The organism is Mesorhizobium sp. M7A.F.Ca.CA.001.04.2.1 (assembly GCF_003998485.1).
Taxonomy (GTDB): domain Bacteria; phylum Pseudomonadota; class Alphaproteobacteria; order Rhizobiales; family Rhizobiaceae; genus Mesorhizobium; species Mesorhizobium ciceri.
The window spans coordinates 28,075-41,520 of record NZ_RZQT01000024.1; the positions used below are offsets into that span (position 1 = coordinate 28,075).

17 protein-coding genes are annotated in these 13,446 nt (G+C 64.5%); 8 read left to right on the forward strand and 9 right to left on the reverse strand.

Annotation, left to right across the window (positions count from 1 at the left end; translation table 11 throughout):
- Nucleotides 1–27 precede the first annotated feature (27 nt).
- From EN955_RS10380 to EN955_RS10395, 4 genes are read right to left on the reverse strand one after another with little or no spacing between them, the layout of a single operon-like run.
- On the reverse strand, nucleotides 28–1,164 hold the full coding sequence (locus tag EN955_RS10380) for an ABC transporter permease (protein ID WP_024502200.1): 1,137 nt from the start codon (nucleotides 1,162–1,164) through the stop codon (nucleotides 28–30).
- Nucleotides 1,161–2,081, reverse strand: a complete 921-nt coding sequence (locus tag EN955_RS10385) for an ABC transporter ATP-binding protein (protein ID WP_013528656.1) — start codon at nucleotides 2,079–2,081, stop codon at nucleotides 1,161–1,163. Before EN955_RS10385 ends, EN955_RS10380 begins: the two co-directional genes overlap by 4 nt.
- Nucleotides 2,078–3,031 (reverse strand): HlyD family efflux transporter periplasmic adaptor subunit, encoded by a 954-nt coding sequence (locus EN955_RS10390; RefSeq protein WP_013528657.1) that lies wholly within the window; start codon nucleotides 3,029–3,031, stop codon nucleotides 2,078–2,080. The genes EN955_RS10385 and EN955_RS10390 overlap by 4 nt, the downstream gene beginning before the upstream one ends.
- Nucleotides 3,028–3,726, reverse strand: coding sequence for a CerR family C-terminal domain-containing protein (locus EN955_RS10395; protein ID WP_013528658.1), 699 nt, complete (start codon nucleotides 3,724–3,726; stop codon nucleotides 3,028–3,030). Before EN955_RS10395 ends, EN955_RS10390 begins: the two co-directional genes overlap by 4 nt.
- 90 nt (nucleotides 3,727–3,816) lie before the next feature.
- Here EN955_RS10395 and EN955_RS10400 point away from each other — a divergent pair, with 90 nt between their 5' ends.
- From EN955_RS10400 to EN955_RS10410, 3 genes are all read left to right on the forward strand, one after another.
- Nucleotides 3,817–4,290 (forward strand): CYTH domain-containing protein, encoded by a 474-nt coding sequence (locus EN955_RS10400; protein ID WP_013528659.1) that lies wholly within the window; start codon nucleotides 3,817–3,819, stop codon nucleotides 4,288–4,290.
- The gene (locus EN955_RS10405; RefSeq protein ID WP_024502201.1) at nucleotides 4,287–5,219 is read left to right on the forward strand and encodes a CHAD domain-containing protein; all 933 of its coding nucleotides are present in this window, start codon (nucleotides 4,287–4,289) and stop codon (nucleotides 5,217–5,219) included. The genes EN955_RS10400 and EN955_RS10405 overlap by 4 nt, the downstream gene beginning before the upstream one ends.
- A gap of 91 nt (nucleotides 5,220–5,310) precedes the next feature.
- Nucleotides 5,311–6,117: a hypothetical protein gene (locus EN955_RS10410; RefSeq protein ID WP_024502202.1), complete on the forward strand. Its 807-nt coding sequence runs from the start codon at nucleotides 5,311–5,313 to the stop codon at nucleotides 6,115–6,117.
- A 65-nt stretch (nucleotides 6,118–6,182) separates the two neighbouring features.
- Here EN955_RS10410 and EN955_RS10415 read toward each other — a convergent pair whose 3' ends face one another.
- On the reverse strand, nucleotides 6,183–7,154 hold the full coding sequence (locus EN955_RS10415; protein WP_013528662.1) for an AraC family transcriptional regulator: 972 nt from the start codon (nucleotides 7,152–7,154) through the stop codon (nucleotides 6,183–6,185).
- A gap of 179 nt (nucleotides 7,155–7,333) precedes the next feature.
- Here EN955_RS10415 and EN955_RS10420 point away from each other — a divergent pair, with 179 nt between their 5' ends.
- From EN955_RS10420 to EN955_RS10435, 4 genes are read left to right on the forward strand one after another with little or no spacing between them, the layout of a single operon-like run.
- The gene (locus EN955_RS10420) at nucleotides 7,334–7,477 is read left to right on the forward strand and encodes a hypothetical protein (protein ID WP_023813481.1); all 144 of its coding nucleotides are present in this window, start codon (nucleotides 7,334–7,336) and stop codon (nucleotides 7,475–7,477) included.
- A gap of 11 nt (nucleotides 7,478–7,488) precedes the next feature.
- A complete protein-coding gene (locus EN955_RS10425; RefSeq protein ID WP_032898771.1) occupies nucleotides 7,489–7,833 on the forward strand; it encodes a hypothetical protein in 345 nt (114 codons plus the stop codon).
- A complete protein-coding gene (locus tag EN955_RS10430; protein WP_024502204.1) occupies nucleotides 7,826–8,344 on the forward strand; it encodes a hypothetical protein in 519 nt (172 codons plus the stop codon). The genes EN955_RS10425 and EN955_RS10430 overlap by 8 nt, the downstream gene beginning before the upstream one ends.
- A 1-nt stretch (nucleotide 8,345) precedes the next feature.
- Nucleotides 8,346–8,807, forward strand: a complete 462-nt coding sequence (locus EN955_RS10435; protein WP_081714218.1) for a hypothetical protein — start codon at nucleotides 8,346–8,348, stop codon at nucleotides 8,805–8,807.
- Nucleotides 8,808–8,828: 21 nt separating this feature from the next.
- Here EN955_RS10435 and EN955_RS10440 read toward each other — a convergent pair whose 3' ends face one another.
- Entirely contained in the window at nucleotides 8,829–9,629 is an 801-nt protein-coding gene (locus EN955_RS10440) for a helix-turn-helix transcriptional regulator (RefSeq protein ID WP_024502206.1), read from the reverse strand.
- A gap of 113 nt (nucleotides 9,630–9,742) precedes the next feature.
- On the opposite strand from EN955_RS10440, the gene EN955_RS10445 reads away from it, so the two are divergent.
- Entirely contained in the window at nucleotides 9,743–10,603 is an 861-nt protein-coding gene (locus EN955_RS10445; RefSeq protein ID WP_024502207.1) for an ATP/GTP-binding protein, read from the forward strand.
- Nucleotides 10,604–10,775: 172 nt separating this feature from the next.
- Here EN955_RS10445 and EN955_RS10450 read toward each other — a convergent pair whose 3' ends face one another.
- From EN955_RS10450 to EN955_RS10460, 3 genes are all read right to left on the reverse strand, one after another.
- Nucleotides 10,776–11,174, reverse strand: coding sequence for a hypothetical protein (locus EN955_RS10450; protein ID WP_024502208.1), 399 nt, complete (start codon nucleotides 11,172–11,174; stop codon nucleotides 10,776–10,778).
- A gap of 129 nt (nucleotides 11,175–11,303) precedes the next feature.
- On the reverse strand, nucleotides 11,304–13,049 hold the full coding sequence (locus EN955_RS10455) for a SulP family inorganic anion transporter (RefSeq protein WP_024502209.1): 1,746 nt from the start codon (nucleotides 13,047–13,049) through the stop codon (nucleotides 11,304–11,306).
- A gap of 69 nt (nucleotides 13,050–13,118) precedes the next feature.
- Nucleotides 13,119–13,397: a helix-turn-helix transcriptional regulator gene (locus EN955_RS10460; protein WP_013528670.1), complete on the reverse strand. Its 279-nt coding sequence runs from the start codon at nucleotides 13,395–13,397 to the stop codon at nucleotides 13,119–13,121.
- Nucleotides 13,398–13,446: the final 49 nt, after the last annotated feature.

The window sequence follows — 13,446 nt, forward strand, 5'->3', positions numbered from 1 at the left end:
GTAGCAAGACTGGAGGTCGTGCGGCGTCTAATCCAGCGTCCGCCGGAATCGCACCAATGCTACGCCGGCAAACAAAGCCACGAACACCACCAGCCAGCCGATCTCCGTTGCCACGGCCGGCAGTTCGGCCCCCTTCAGCATCACCGCGCGGGTGATGCGTAGGAAATGCGTCAGCGGGAAGATCTCGCCGAAGATTTGTGCCCAGTCCGGCATGCCGCGATACGGGAACATGAAGCCGGACAGCATGATCGACGGCAGGAAGAAGAAGAAGGTGAGTTGGAGCGCCTGCATCTGCGTGCGGGCGATGGTCGAAATCGTGTAGCCGAGCAGCACCAGCGCCAGCACGAAGATCAGCACGGCGGTCAGGAGCAGCGACATCGATCCGGTGAAGGGGATGGCGAACAGAAGTTTCGCCGCCGCCAGCACCACCACCACCTGCACGCCGCCGACCGCCAGATAGGGCAGCACCTTGCCCATCATGATCTCGAGCGGGCTGGACGGCATCGCCAGCAGGTTCTCCATCGTTCCGCGCTCGGTCTCGCGTGTCAGCGCGATCGAGGTCATCATCACCATGGTCATCTGCAGGATGACGCCCAGCAGGCCGGGCACGATGTTGTATTGCGAGATGCCTTCGGGATTGTAGCGCCGGTGTACGACGACATCGAGCTGACCCTTGGCGGCCTCGGCGGCGGCTTCCTGCGTGCCTTGCGCCCTCAGCAGCGCCTGGCTGCCGACTGTGCCGAGCGTCGAGATGGCGCCGCTGGCCACCGCCGGGTCGGTGGCGTCGGCCTCGATGAGTATCTGCGGGCTGTTGCCGCTCTCCACCCTCCTGGCGAAATCGGCCGGGATGGTGACGACGAAGGCAACGTCGCCGCGCGATATCAGGAACTCGGCCTCGGCGGCACTTTGCGCGACATGGTCGAAACGATAGTAACCGGTGGTCTGCAGCGCCGCGACAATGGCGCGCGTATAGGGATCGTTGCTCGTCGCCACGAGTGCTGCCGGCAGGCTTTTCGGGTCGTTGTTGATGGCGTAGCCGAAAAGCACCAATTGTATCAGCGGCACGCCGAGCATCATGGCGAAGGTGATGCGGTCGCGCCGCATCTGGATGAATTCCTTGATCAGCAAGGCGCCAAGCCGGGCGAAGGAAAAGACGCTGTTCATGCCATGTTGTCCTTCGAGCCGGACATGAACTGGATGAAGACGTCCTCGAGGCTGGTTTCGCCGGGCGAAACTTTCACGCCCTTGTGCTCTCTCTCGACATCGGCAAGCGCGGCTTCGAGCTTCTTCTTGTCGGAGCCGACGACATGCAGCGTCGCGCCGAACGGCGCCACCTGATCGACGCCGGGGCGGCCCTGAAGCGCTTCGGCGACCTGATCGAGGCGCGGACCTTGCAGGACGAAGGTGGTCAGCCCGGCATTTTTCACCACTTCGGCGACAGTGCCGGTGGCCAGCATCTTGCCATAGGAGATGTAGCTGATGCGGTGGCAGCGCTCGGCTTCGTCCATATAGTGGGTGGAGACCAGCACGGTCAGCCCGCCGCTGGCGAGGCGATGGATCTCGTCCCAGAACTCGCGCCGCGCCTTCGGGTCGACACCGGCCGTAGGCTCGTCGAGCAGCAGCAATTTCGGCTTGTGCATGATGCAGGCGGCCAGCGCCAGCCGCTGCTTCCAGCCGCCCGACAAGGTGCCGGCCAGCTGGTTGCGGCGCGACGTCAGGCCGAGGTCCTCCAACGTGCTCGCGACATGCTCCTCGACCGGCTTCAGCCGGTAGAGCCGCGCGACGAATTCGAGATTCTCGCCGATCGTCAGATCCTCGTAGAACGAGAATTTCTGCGTCATGTAGCCGACTTCGCGCTTGATGCGCAGGCTGTCGGTGCGGATGTTGAAACCGAGCACCGTGCCTTCGCCCTCGTCCGGCGTCAGCAGGCCGCACATGATGCGGATGGTGGTCGTCTTGCCCGAACCGTTGGGGCCGAGAAAGCCGACGATCTCGCCCTCGGCAACCGACATCGTCACATGGTCGACGACGGTCTTGTCGCCAAAGCGCTTGACCAGGCCGTGGACGTCGATGGCGTTCATCTTGCGCTGTCCGCCAGATCGACATCGACGATCTGGCCGGGCTGCAGCGGGCCGGCATCGCCCTCCGGCCGCGCCTCGACCAGGTAGACCAGCTTCTGCCGGTTCTCGAGCGAATAGATCACCGGCGGGGTGAACTCGGGATCTGGCGAGACGTAGCTGACGCGCGCCTTCACATCCGGGCCGCAGCCGTCGCAATGGACGCCGAGCAAGGTGCCGACCTTGACCGAGGAGAAGGCGCTCTCCGGGATATAGACGCTGAGCTTCACCGCGCCGTCGGGCAGGATCGAAATCACAGGCGCGGTCGGACCTGATGTATCGCCCGGATTGCGGATGACGTCGTTGACGCGGCCCGGCGAAGGGGCTGCCAGGACGCGCTTCGACAGCCGCCACTGCGCCTGCTCCAACGCGGCCTGCGCCTGCTTGACCTGATTGTCGGCGGCCTTGATCGTCTCGGGGCGCGCCGGCAGGCCGCCGACGGCGAGATTGGATTTGGCCTGGCCGACCTGCGCATTGGCCGTTTCGAGCGTGGCCGACGCGGTGTCGAAATCCGCTTGCGTGCCGGCGCCGCGCTTGAACAGATCGGCGGCGCGGTCGTATTTGCGCTTGGCGTCGGCGGCCTGGGCGCTGGCCATATCGACCTCGGCCTTCAGCACGGCGATCTCTTCCGGCCGCTTGCCGATCTGCAGGTCGGCGAGTTGTGCCTGCGCCTGTGCAAGGCTTGCCTGCGCCTGCGCCACAGCGATCTTTGCATCGGCGCTTTCCAGCGTCACAACGGTGGTGCCGGGCATGACACGGTCGCCGCGCTTCACCGTGACGGTCTCTACCTGCGCCACCTCGATCGGCGCCAGCAGCACGTAGTCGCCTTCGACATAGCCGACGGCCAGCGGTGCTGCCGGGGCACAGGCCGAGAAGAGCTGCGCGGCGAGCGGCAGCGAACACAGAAAGCTCATGGTCTTTGCCCCTTTGTCTTTGCCCCTTTTCTGGCGGCGAATATGGCCTTGAGATTGCCCGATGTGACCGCCACCACCTTGGCGGCCTCCGCGGCGCCGATATCGGGCCAGCCCATGCGGCGCATCACCGCCTCACGGCCGATGCGGAAATAGATGACCTGGCCGATCAGCGTGAACACGGTGAGCCTTGTGGCCTCGCTTTCGGCGGGCTCGCCAGTTGCCTGTTCCCACAGCTGGCACAGCCGGCGATGGCTCGGCTCGAAGACACCGTCATAGATACGATCGAGGGCTGCCGTTGGATGGGAAAGTTCGCGCAGGATGAACTGCACGATCTCACCGGCCTGCGGACTGGCCACGACAAAGCCGACCATTCGCTCCAGCGCCGCGAAGAGCTGCGCCTGCGCTGCCTCCGGACCGACCGGCGCGGGCGCCTGTGCATTGCCGAGTGCCGGTCCGGCGACCGTCTGGATGGTCTCGACGATAAAGTCGGCGGCGGCCGTGCGAAGACCCTCCTTGCCGCCGAAATGATAAGCGATCGAGCCGATATTGGCTTGCGCCTCGGCGGCGATCTCGCGCGTCGAGGTGCCGTCGAAGCCCTGCCGTCCGAACAGCTTCAGTGCCGCCTGGACAAGCGCCGCGCGCGTCATCTCGGCGGGCTCGCGACGAAGAACTTTGGGCTCAGGTAGTTTGATCATGAGCGCACTTTAATCAATCGATTGATTAAAGTCAACTTCTGTTCGTCATTGTCTTGCCATCGACGGCGGCAAACGCTTTAGTGCGCGGCCATGGGCAAGGAAGTCGAACGAAAATTCCTGGTCACCAGCACCGCATGGCGGGAGTTGGCCGAGGCCAATATCCGCATTCTCCAGTTCTATCTCGCTGCCGGCCCCGGGCGCACAGTGCGCATCCGCATCAGCGACGGCACTTCCGCCAAGCTGACGCTCAAATTCGGCAGCAAAGCGCGCGAGCGCGACGAATTCGAATACCCGATCCCGCTGTCGGAGGCGGTGGAGATGCTGGACTTCGCCATCGGACGTGTCATCGAGAAGACACGTCACCATGTTAGGCACCGTGGCTATCTCTACGAAGTCGATGTCTTTGGCGGACCGCTTGCGGGACTTGTGGTCGCCGAACTTGAGACGCCGGAGGACGTGCCGGACGAAATGCTGCCCGACTGGCTCGGCCGTGAAGTCACCGGCGAGCAGAAATTCTACAACGCGTCGCTCGCCCTTGGTGGGATTCCGGAGATCGCCGCATGAGCTTTCGCATCGATCCGCGCCTGCCGCTGACCGGCGAGGTCAGGAGAATCCTTGCCGAGGAGATCGGCAAGGCGCTGCATCATCTTGACGCCGCACGGAGCCGGCCGGAACAGGCACTGCACAAATGCCGCAAGCGGCTGAAGAGCGCTCGCGCCTTGTTGCGGCTTGTTCGTTCCGGTGACGAAACATTCTGTGAGACAGAAAACCAGTGCTACCGCAACGTGGCGGCCCTGCTTGCCGGCCCGCGCGAGGCGACAGCGCTGATCGAGACCATCGACCGCCTGGCGGCAAGCTTTCCCAAGGAGAGCGCCGACGATGGGCTGGGCGCGGTTCGCGACAGGCTGATCGCGCGCCAGCATGAATTGCACGAAGGTACAGGGCTCGAAGCGGCGATCGGCGCGGCGACCGCCGCCTGCGAGGAGGGCCTGCACCGCATCGGCACGCTGGCCTTGCCCGAGCAGCCGGAACAGGCGGCCGACGTGCTTGCCGAAGGCGCCCGCGTCACGCTGCGCCGCGCCAGGAAGGCGCTCGACAAGGCCGGATCGCGGGGAGCGGCCGATGATTTCCACGATCTGCGCAAGGCGGCCAAGACCCACGGCATGCATCTGTCGCTGCTCGGCAGGCTGTGGCCGACACCGATCAAGGCGCGGCGCAAGGCGGTCGACGAACTGGGCGAGCGGCTGGGCGACCTGCACGATGTGCTGGTGATGCACGCTCTGCTCGAGGCCGACGACCAGCTGCTCGGGCCGCCCGAGGACACGAAACTTCTGGCCAAGCTTTTGAAGCGGTCGGAGAAGCAGCTGAAGAAGAGCTGCCTTGCCTCGGCGGCCGAGCTGTTCGGCGACAGTCCCAAACGCTCGACACGCAAACTGGCCCGCAAGGCGCGCGACGATCTGGCTGCGCCGCCGGAAGAGGCCGCGGCATCGTAGGATGACTTGGCGCTTTTCCTCTCGGTCCTGACGGGGGGAAGAAAGGCGTGCGCTAGCCCTCATTACCCGCCCATGCTAATCGCCATGGAGTATGACCGAGCCCGGCGACACGCTTCTGGATCGACTTGGCCGCTGGCTTGCCGGCCGGCTGCAGGAAGAATCGTCCGGCTACGAGCCCTACACCCCATCCGATGCCGAAACGCTGCGTCGCACGCTTGAGCCCGGCGACATCCTGCTGATCGAGGGCAACCAGAAGATCTCGGCGGCGATCAAGTACCTGACCCAGTCGACCTGGTCGCATGCGGCCTTCTATATCGGCGATGCCTTGCCCGCGCCGGCGGACGGCTCGGAGCGGCCGCGCCTGATCGAGGTCACGATCGGCGAAGGCTGCGTCGCCGTTCCATTGTCGCGCTACCGCACCTACAACACCCGTATCTGCCGGGCGAGTGGGCTGGCGCCGGAGGATCGCGACAAGGTCGTCGCCTTCATGATCGGCAAGCTCGGCCTGAAATACGACCTCAAGAACATTTTCGACATGCTGCGTTTTTTCTTCCCGACACCGCCAGTGCCGGTGCGCTGGCGCCGCCGCATGCTGGCCTTCGGTTCCGGCGATCCGACACGGGCGATCTGCTCGACGCTGATTGCCGAGGCCTATGGCCAGATCCGCTATCCGATCCTGCCCGAGATCACCCGTGCGCCCGGCCGCGCCTCGGCGCAGTCGAACTATTCGCGCAAGGAAATCCTGCACATCCGCCACCATTCGCTCTACACGCCGCGCGATTTCGACCTGTCGCCCTATTTCCGCATCGTCAAGCCGACGCTGGAATATGGTTTCGACTACCGGGCGGTGACCTGGGACGACAAGCTTGCCGATTCCGGGGCCAAGGCCGCCGAGTAAACGCGATCAAATGAGTCCAGCCGCGTGCATGGCCCGGCACAGGAGCGCTGGCCGGCGGCCGGGCGTCAGTGCTTGCAAGCCGCGGCCCGCACGTCCGAGGGTGTGGCGTCATAACGGCGACGGAACGCCCGGTTGAAATAGGAAAGGTCGTTGAAGCCGGCCTCGTAGGCGATCGCGGTGATGCTGCGTCCGGCATGGCGCGGATCGCCGAGCATGCGATGCGCGCGCGCCAGCCGTTGGGTCATCATGAAATCAATCAAGGATGTGCCATCGCTCTCGAACAGCTTGCGGACGTAGCGGGCCGACAGTCCGTGGCGGGCGGCGACGTCCTGCGCCGACAGGTCGACGTGGCCACCATGCGCGACGATATCGGCCTTGATGGCGCGCAAGCGGGCAACGCTGACGCCGCGGCCGCGTGCGATCTGGGCCGCATCCCTGGTCGCGCCCATGGCGAGTGCGGCAAGGTCGAAGACATGCGCCGCCGCAAGGTGGCAGGCCTCCGCAGTCAACTCGTCTCCGACCTCCTGGATCGAGCTGATATAGTCGAGCAACAGCCGCATCGCCCCGCTTTGGGTCGGCAAGGGCCGCATAAGAACCGCGGCCGGATCGCCGATCAGAGGCGAAAGCTGCTTGCGCGAAAAACTCAGATTGACGAAGCGAAACCCGCCGGCGCCGATCAGGTTGAGGCCAACCTCTTCACCGCTCATCATCAGCGCCTGGCCGTTGCCGACCGCCTCCTCGCGGCCGCGATGCTTCATCACACTGCCCCCGTCGAGGGCCGCCAGGAGAACGAAGTCGTCATTGTCGATCAGCGACGACGTACGATGCACCCGGAATTCCGATGAGCTGCCGGTGGCGATGCCGAGGCCTGGCAACGCGCGCACCCGCATGTCGATCTGCGCCGGCGCCAGCGGATCGAGGTCCACCCTCAGAACCGTGCGGCCGTAAACCTCACGCGTGATCTCGACGCGATCCCGCTCCGGAAACATCTCCGTCGCCAGCCTGAATGAAGCTGACGTCCCCATCGTCGCAGTCATCGACACCCCCCATGCCCAAGAGCGCGGTCATATGCGCCGGAGCCTGCAAAACGTCAATCCCGGGCCGTTTTGGCCGCTTTCAGTGCCGTTCTGTCCAAGCTGCCCCCCTTTTATGCCCCTAGTTTGCGGCGCGATTCCGGAACCGGAACCGCATTGGCGGCAATCCAAAGGGGGGCACGATGTTTCATTTGCAACTGTTCAAGACGCTGTCGGCACTGGCTGCGGCAGGGTTCAATCCGCGTGTCTATCTGCTGTCGATCGCCTTGGGCAACGCAGTGACCGATCATCGCGAGGCCAAGCTGCCGCCGCGCGCTGCCCGATGATGAGCAGCACCATGAAAAAGAGCATTTTCCTGGCCCTGACCATTGCCCTGGCGGGCTGCCAAACGGGCCAGGTCGACGACAGGCCGGCATCGATCGCGAGCGCGGCCGGCAGCAAGAAGGCCCGGAACGAACCGACGACGGAAACGGCCTGCGCCGATGCGGCCAAGAAGGCGGCGAAGGCGCAGACCAATGCGGCTCTGCTCGGCGGTGTGCTGTCGATGGCGGGGGGTCTTGGCGGTCTGGCTGGCAATGGTGGGGTCATTGCCGGCCAGGCCGCCTCGATCGGCGGCTCGGTTCTGCAGTCCCAGGCAACGAGCAGTGCCCGGGCCGGCATTGCGCAGGACTGTTATGGCTGAGCGGCGTTTCGCAGCCATGCGCCGGCTGGCCGGCGCGCTCGCACTTGCCGGCATGATCTTCGACAGCCCGCAGGCCTTGGCCCTGACAGCGCGGGATGCGTCGGCGGTCGTCGGCCTGATCGAGGCCTTGCAGCCCGAATTCGGTCAGTTCGCCTATGACGAGGAGATCGCCGCCGACTGGTACGAGCGCGATGCCGCGGACAAGGGCTTGATCGGCACAGCCGGTTTCACCGCCGACAGCTGGAAGGTCGCGCTTGGCGAGACCATGCGCGGGTTCCTGGCGACGATGCCGGTCGCGGAACTCGATGCCATTTTCGCCAAGCTCAGAAATGCCATATCCGGCATGAGGGAGCTGACCGAGGCACAGAAGACGGAGACCATCGACGCCATCGACGAAGAGGTCGAAGGCTTGATGATTTTGCGGACTGAGGGCGATCCCTTCGCCGACGTCGTCAGGCCGCTGACGCCAAAAATCCGCAGCCTCATCCTCGGCCCGGCGGTGGGGCAATAGGATGTTGGACAACAGGAAACGGGTGGCGGGAAAAGCAACTCCTAGCGGGAGCCTCGAGGCCGAATATCGTGGCATTTTTCCAGCCACGGCACGTGTCGGGCGAGGCAGCCCGATCGCGATGCTGATCTGCCTGCTGGCCTCCGGCTGCAGCCAGACGGCCGCCAGCCCGCCGATCACGCCAGACCAGCATGCGCAATTGGCGGAGTTGGCGGCCGGCCCGGACTCGCCGGCAGGCCTTGGCGAGGCCCTGGCTGCAGTCGAGGCGACCAGGAAAATGCAGGACTGCCGGGCGCGTATGAACGAGACGGTCAGGCAGATGAAGACGATGGGCGCCGTCAATGGCGCGGTCGGCGTCGCCGGTCGCATGGCGGGTCCGGGGGGCAAGACAGCGGCAAAAATGGTGGCGGTCGGCACTGCCAGGGTCGTGCGCGGCAAGCTCAGCCACCAGATGCAATCGTGCTGAGACGATTGACGCGGTGCCTGGTCAGGCCGGCGGCGGCCGCCGTCCTTTCGCGGCGGCGGGCGTATCAGGCCTCGCCCCGGCATCTCGCGCGTGCGGCCCGATCGGCATGATTGCCGGAAATGGCGTCGCGCCAAAGGCAAATGTCCATTTGTAGCCGATCAGGCCATCCTCCGGCGTCGTGTGCTGGTCGTGATGGGCGAGCAGCTTGGCGCGGTCGGCGAGATCCTCCGCCTCGCGCCGCACCATTTCAGCCGTCTCCGGCCGCATCCGCCTGGAGAAGCTGACGAAGGTCGCTTCCTTGTCGATATGGGTGATGGCCCAGCCGATGAAATTCTTGTTGGTCATCTCGAACAGCGGCCTGAGCGGCCCTTCGAAGTTCCACTGGATCGGCGTCTCGACCAGCAGTCTCGCCGAAAGACCCCGTCCGAGCGCGATCAGGCCGAGTTCCTCGAGATCGCGCAGATAGAGGAACATCGAAGCCTCGCTCAGGCCTTGCGAGCGCATGATGCCTTCGGGCGTGAACTTTTCTGACAGCATGACGAAGATGAACAGCAGCGCCGGCCGGCCGGCGAGCTTGCGCTCGACCTCCGGCGCGATGTGGTTGACCGGCCCAGGCCCCCGGTTCATCGAGCCGAGCACGTTTTCCAGTTCGACACCGGCGGCAGCGCAAATCTCCATCAGCCGGTCGAGCTTGCAATTGCGCTCATGGAAGATACGCTTCACCGTCGGTTCGGAAACGCCCATGCGTTCGGCCAGCGCGCGATAGGTGACGCCCTTCGCCTTCAACGTCCGCTTCAGCGCCTGGAAGATCAGACCGTTCATTGGATGCACCTCTTGTCGCTAGTTTCGTATCGATATTCGATACTAGCGGCGTCAGGCCTTTCCGAAAAGTATCGAAAGCCATAGCTCTGCCTCGTCATCTCAGGAGAGCAGTCATGAACACCCTCATCACCTCAACCTTTATCGCCGTCATCGGCATTGCTGCGGTGCCCGCCGCGGAGGCCGGCGAACTCTGGCGCGCCACCGGGCTCGAACAGCCGGAATCGGCCCTGTTCGACGCCGCTGACAATCGCATCATCGTTTCCAACATATCAGGCAATCCCGGCGAGGCCGACGGCAACGGTTATCTCTCCGTGCTGTCGCTGGACGGCAAGACGGTCACCCAGCACTGGACCGACGGCATGGACGCACCCAAGGGTATGGCGATCTCGGGCGGCAAGCTCTATGTTGCCGACATCACGAAAGTCCGCGTCGTCGACCTCGCCAGCGGCAAGCTGGTCGCCAGCATCTCGGTGCCGAACGCGGTCTTCCTCAACGACATGACATCGGACCAATCCGGCAAGGTCTATGTCACCGACATGCTGGCCGACGCCATCTACCGCATCGATGGCGACCGGCCGGAGCCGTTCGTCAAGGACGGGGCATTGGCTTCGCCCAACGGCATCTTCGCCGATGGCGGCCGATTGATCGTCGCCTCCTGGGGCAAGGGCATCAAGCCCGACTTCAGCACGACGGAGCTTGGCGGCCTGCTGTCGGTCGACATCGCCAGCAAGGTGGTTTCGCCCTTGCCGGGTGCCCAGAAATTCGCCGATCTCGACGGCGTCTTAGCCATCGGCGGCACCATCTATACCACCGCCTACATGACCGGCACGCTCTACCGCTATCATGCGGGCGGCGCGCCGGAGGTGGTGGCGCAGTTCAAGCCGGGCAGCGCCGACATCGGCACCGATGGCAAGTCGATCCTTTATGTGCCGTTGATGAACGAAGGCGAGGTTGTGGCGCTGAAGCTCGATTGAGAGCCATGATCGGCGCCTCAGGGCAGAGCTGCGAGACGTTCGCAGCCGTGAGGGGAAAGTTCGTTCGTCGGCGATGATCACCAACTCGAACTCGCAGTGCGGCTAACTAACGACGTCTGGCCCGTTGCGGTCGTCTGTCATGCGACGACCCAAAGGATGTTCTTCACCGAAACTAAACCTCGACGTGACCACCGGTTTGGGTCGACCAATGTTTCAGCATCACGTCAGATAGGGTGTCGCGTGCTGCTACCATTCGCTGATGCCGGTCGTTCTCCTTGTCGAGGACGATTGCACATTCACCCGCCTTTTTCCCTAGCAGGACCGAGTTGCTAAGCCGCGAAAAATACCATGTAGTAGCCGCAGCGTAGAAGATCGTGTGAGGCGAGTGCACTGAGGCTAGTTCGAAAATGGCGGGTGCGAACACCTCTTCTTGACCGAGCTTTCCGGACAAGATCGTCAGTGCAGCGGCTATATAGGACAGGTGTGAAGATTGCGAGAGTATCTCGTATTCTTTCCGACGCCATTTCGTCATCGCATCAATTTCGAAGACGCGGGCGATGGTATCGGACAAACCGCGAGGAGCGGCGCAAAGCGGTGTTCACGTCGCGCCGTGCGTGAGTCAGCTCAACGTCAAGAAGTTGGCATTCAACAGGTGGACACCTTGTCCTGACAATGGCCACCGGCCGGCAAATCCCGGCCCCTATCCCGCCTCCAGCTTCCCTTTCAGCTGCGCCCGCGCATCCTTGATCGAGGCGGCGTAGGTCACCAGCGGGCGCTTGACGCCGTGGGTGATCAGCATGCGTCGGATCTGCGGCGCGGCGCCTGATATGATGAAGCGGACACCGGCGCGTTTCGCCTTGTGGGCGGCGCCTTCGATGACGTTGGCCGCCGTCGAATCGAAGAACGGTACGGCCGAGCAGTCGAGGATGAAGTTCCTGCGCTGGTCGGCTATGCGGTCGAGCACGGTGCCGACGGTCGATGCGGCGCCGAAGAAGAAGGCGCCCGAAATGCGATAGACGACGGTGTCGGCGTCGGTCGCCTCGCTGGCATCGTAGGCGTTGGTGCTGTCGGCGACATCCCCCTGCACCAGCGGCTGATCGGCCTCGACCGCAATCGACTTGGCCATGCGGTCGATGAACAGGATCGACCCCAGCACGAAGCCGACCACGATGCCTTCGGTGAGATCGCGGAAGATGACGAGCAGAAAGGTCGCCATCAGCACCAGCGCATCGCCGCGCGAGGCACGCAGCAAGGTGGCGAAGGCCTGTTTCTCGAACATATTCCAGCACACGACCGCCAGCACGCCGGCCAGGGCGGCGAGCGGGATATAGCTGGCGAGCGGCGCCGCCACCAGCATCAAGGCGAGCAGGATGGCGGCGTGGACGATGCCCGAAACCGGTCCGTGGGCGCCGGCCCGCACATTGGTCGCCGTGCGGGCGATGGTGCCGGTGGCGCAAATGCCGCCGAACAGGGCGGATGCGATGTTGGCGAAGCCTTGCGCCACCAGTTCGCAGTTGGAACGATGCCGGCGGCCCGTCATCCCGTCGGCGACCACCGCCGAAAGCAGCGATTCGATGGCGCCCAGCAAGGCGAAGGCAATCGCATCCGGCAGCACGTCAATCATCCTGTCCAGGCTGATCGGCGGCAAAGCGGGCATTTGCAGGCTGCGCGGTATACCGCCAAAGCGGGTGCCGATCGTCTCCGCCGGCAGCGCGAGAAGCGCCACGACCAGCGATGCCAGCCCGATGGCGATGAGCATTGCGGGCCATGTCGGTCGCCAGCGCTTCAGGCCGGCGATGGTGGCGACGGTCAACACCGCCACGAAGGTCGCCGCCGGGTTGATGGTGCCGGCCGCCTCGCCGACCGCGATCAGCTTCGGCACCAGCGGTCCGGGCTCCTTGCCGGCAAGCTTCAGCCCGAACAGTTCGACGATCTGTCCGGAAAAGATGATGACGGCGATGCCGGCGGTGAAGCCGACCGTCACCGGATAGGGAATGAACTTGATGTAGGTGCCGAGACGGAGATAGCCTATGGCGAGCAGGAAGACCCCTGCCATCATCGTTGCCAGCAGCAGCCCGTCGATACCGACCCGGGCAACCGTCGCGGCCACCAGCACGATGAAGGCGCCGGCCGGGCCGCCGATCTGGAAGCGGCTGCCGCCGAGCGCCGAAATGATGAAGCCGCCGACAATCGAGGTGTAGAGGCCGCGCTCGGGCGTGACTCCCGAGGCGATCGCGATGGCCATCGACAAGGGCAGCGCGACAATGGCCACCGTCAGCCCGGCAATGGCGTCCGCCTTGAAGTCGGCGAACGTGTAGCCCTCGCGCCAGACCGTCACGAGCTTTGGCATGAACAATTCGGAAAATGTCGGCTTTGCCGACTGGTGGGCCGACCTTTGGGCCGATCTGTAGGCCGGTTCATGCACTGCCCGCTGCGTCTGATCCATGGACTGCCTTTCGCACCCTGAAAGGCGGCGGGATCGTCGGCAGGGCTGTCGGCGGTCGCCGTCGCGACTTTATGCCGGCTCAGCCTTGGGATCAGGCGGCACGGCAGGCTTGAGGCGCACGCCCCGGCCGCCGCGCTCGCTGGCCTGATTCTCGCCGATCAGCTCCACCCCGGCCTCGTCGAGGGCCTGGATGACCTTCATCAGCGTGTCGACCACGCCCCTGACCACGCCATCGCTCGCCTCCATGCGCTGGATAGTCGGAAGCGAAACGCCGGCGCGCTCGGCGAGCGTCTTCTGATCGATGCCGGCCAGCGCCCTTGCGGCGCGCATCTGCGCGGCAGTGATCATCGGCCGGAATCCCCGTCTGAGTCTGCAGGAGTAAGGTGTAATATCATTA

Excerpts from the sequence above, each read along its gene's own strand:
- EN955_RS10380 (WP_024502200.1), bottom strand. The coding sequence starts at position 1,164 with ATGAACAGCGTCTTTTCCTTCGCCCGGCTTGGCGCCTTGCTGATCAAG.
- EN955_RS10385 (WP_013528656.1), bottom strand. The coding sequence starts at position 2,081 with ATGAACGCCATCGACGTCCACGGCCTGGTCAAGCGCTTTGGCGACAAG.
- EN955_RS10390 (WP_013528657.1), bottom strand. The coding sequence starts at position 3,031 with ATGAGCTTTCTGTGTTCGCTGCCGCTCGCCGCGCAGCTCTTCTCGGCC.
- EN955_RS10395 (WP_013528658.1), bottom strand. The coding sequence starts at position 3,726 with ATGATCAAACTACCTGAGCCCAAAGTTCTTCGTCGCGAGCCCGCCGAG.
- EN955_RS10400 (WP_013528659.1), top strand. The coding sequence starts at position 3,817 with ATGGGCAAGGAAGTCGAACGAAAATTCCTGGTCACCAGCACCGCATGG.
- EN955_RS10405 (WP_024502201.1), top strand. The coding sequence starts at position 4,287 with ATGAGCTTTCGCATCGATCCGCGCCTGCCGCTGACCGGCGAGGTCAGG.
- EN955_RS10410 (WP_024502202.1), top strand. The coding sequence starts at position 5,311 with ATGACCGAGCCCGGCGACACGCTTCTGGATCGACTTGGCCGCTGGCTT.
- EN955_RS10415 (WP_013528662.1), bottom strand. The coding sequence starts at position 7,154 with ATGACTGCGACGATGGGGACGTCAGCTTCATTCAGGCTGGCGACGGAG.
- EN955_RS10420 (WP_023813481.1), top strand. The coding sequence starts at position 7,334 with ATGTTTCATTTGCAACTGTTCAAGACGCTGTCGGCACTGGCTGCGGCA.
- EN955_RS10425 (WP_032898771.1), top strand. The coding sequence starts at position 7,489 with ATGAAAAAGAGCATTTTCCTGGCCCTGACCATTGCCCTGGCGGGCTGC.
- EN955_RS10430 (WP_024502204.1), top strand. The coding sequence starts at position 7,826 with ATGGCTGAGCGGCGTTTCGCAGCCATGCGCCGGCTGGCCGGCGCGCTC.
- EN955_RS10435 (WP_081714218.1), top strand. The coding sequence starts at position 8,346 with ATGTTGGACAACAGGAAACGGGTGGCGGGAAAAGCAACTCCTAGCGGG.
- EN955_RS10440 (WP_024502206.1), bottom strand. The coding sequence starts at position 9,629 with ATGAACGGTCTGATCTTCCAGGCGCTGAAGCGGACGTTGAAGGCGAAG.
- EN955_RS10445 (WP_024502207.1), top strand. The coding sequence starts at position 9,743 with ATGAACACCCTCATCACCTCAACCTTTATCGCCGTCATCGGCATTGCT.
- EN955_RS10455 (WP_024502209.1), bottom strand. The coding sequence starts at position 13,049 with ATGGATCAGACGCAGCGGGCAGTGCATGAACCGGCCTACAGATCGGCC.
- EN955_RS10460 (WP_013528670.1), bottom strand. The coding sequence starts at position 13,397 with ATGATCACTGCCGCGCAGATGCGCGCCGCAAGGGCGCTGGCCGGCATC.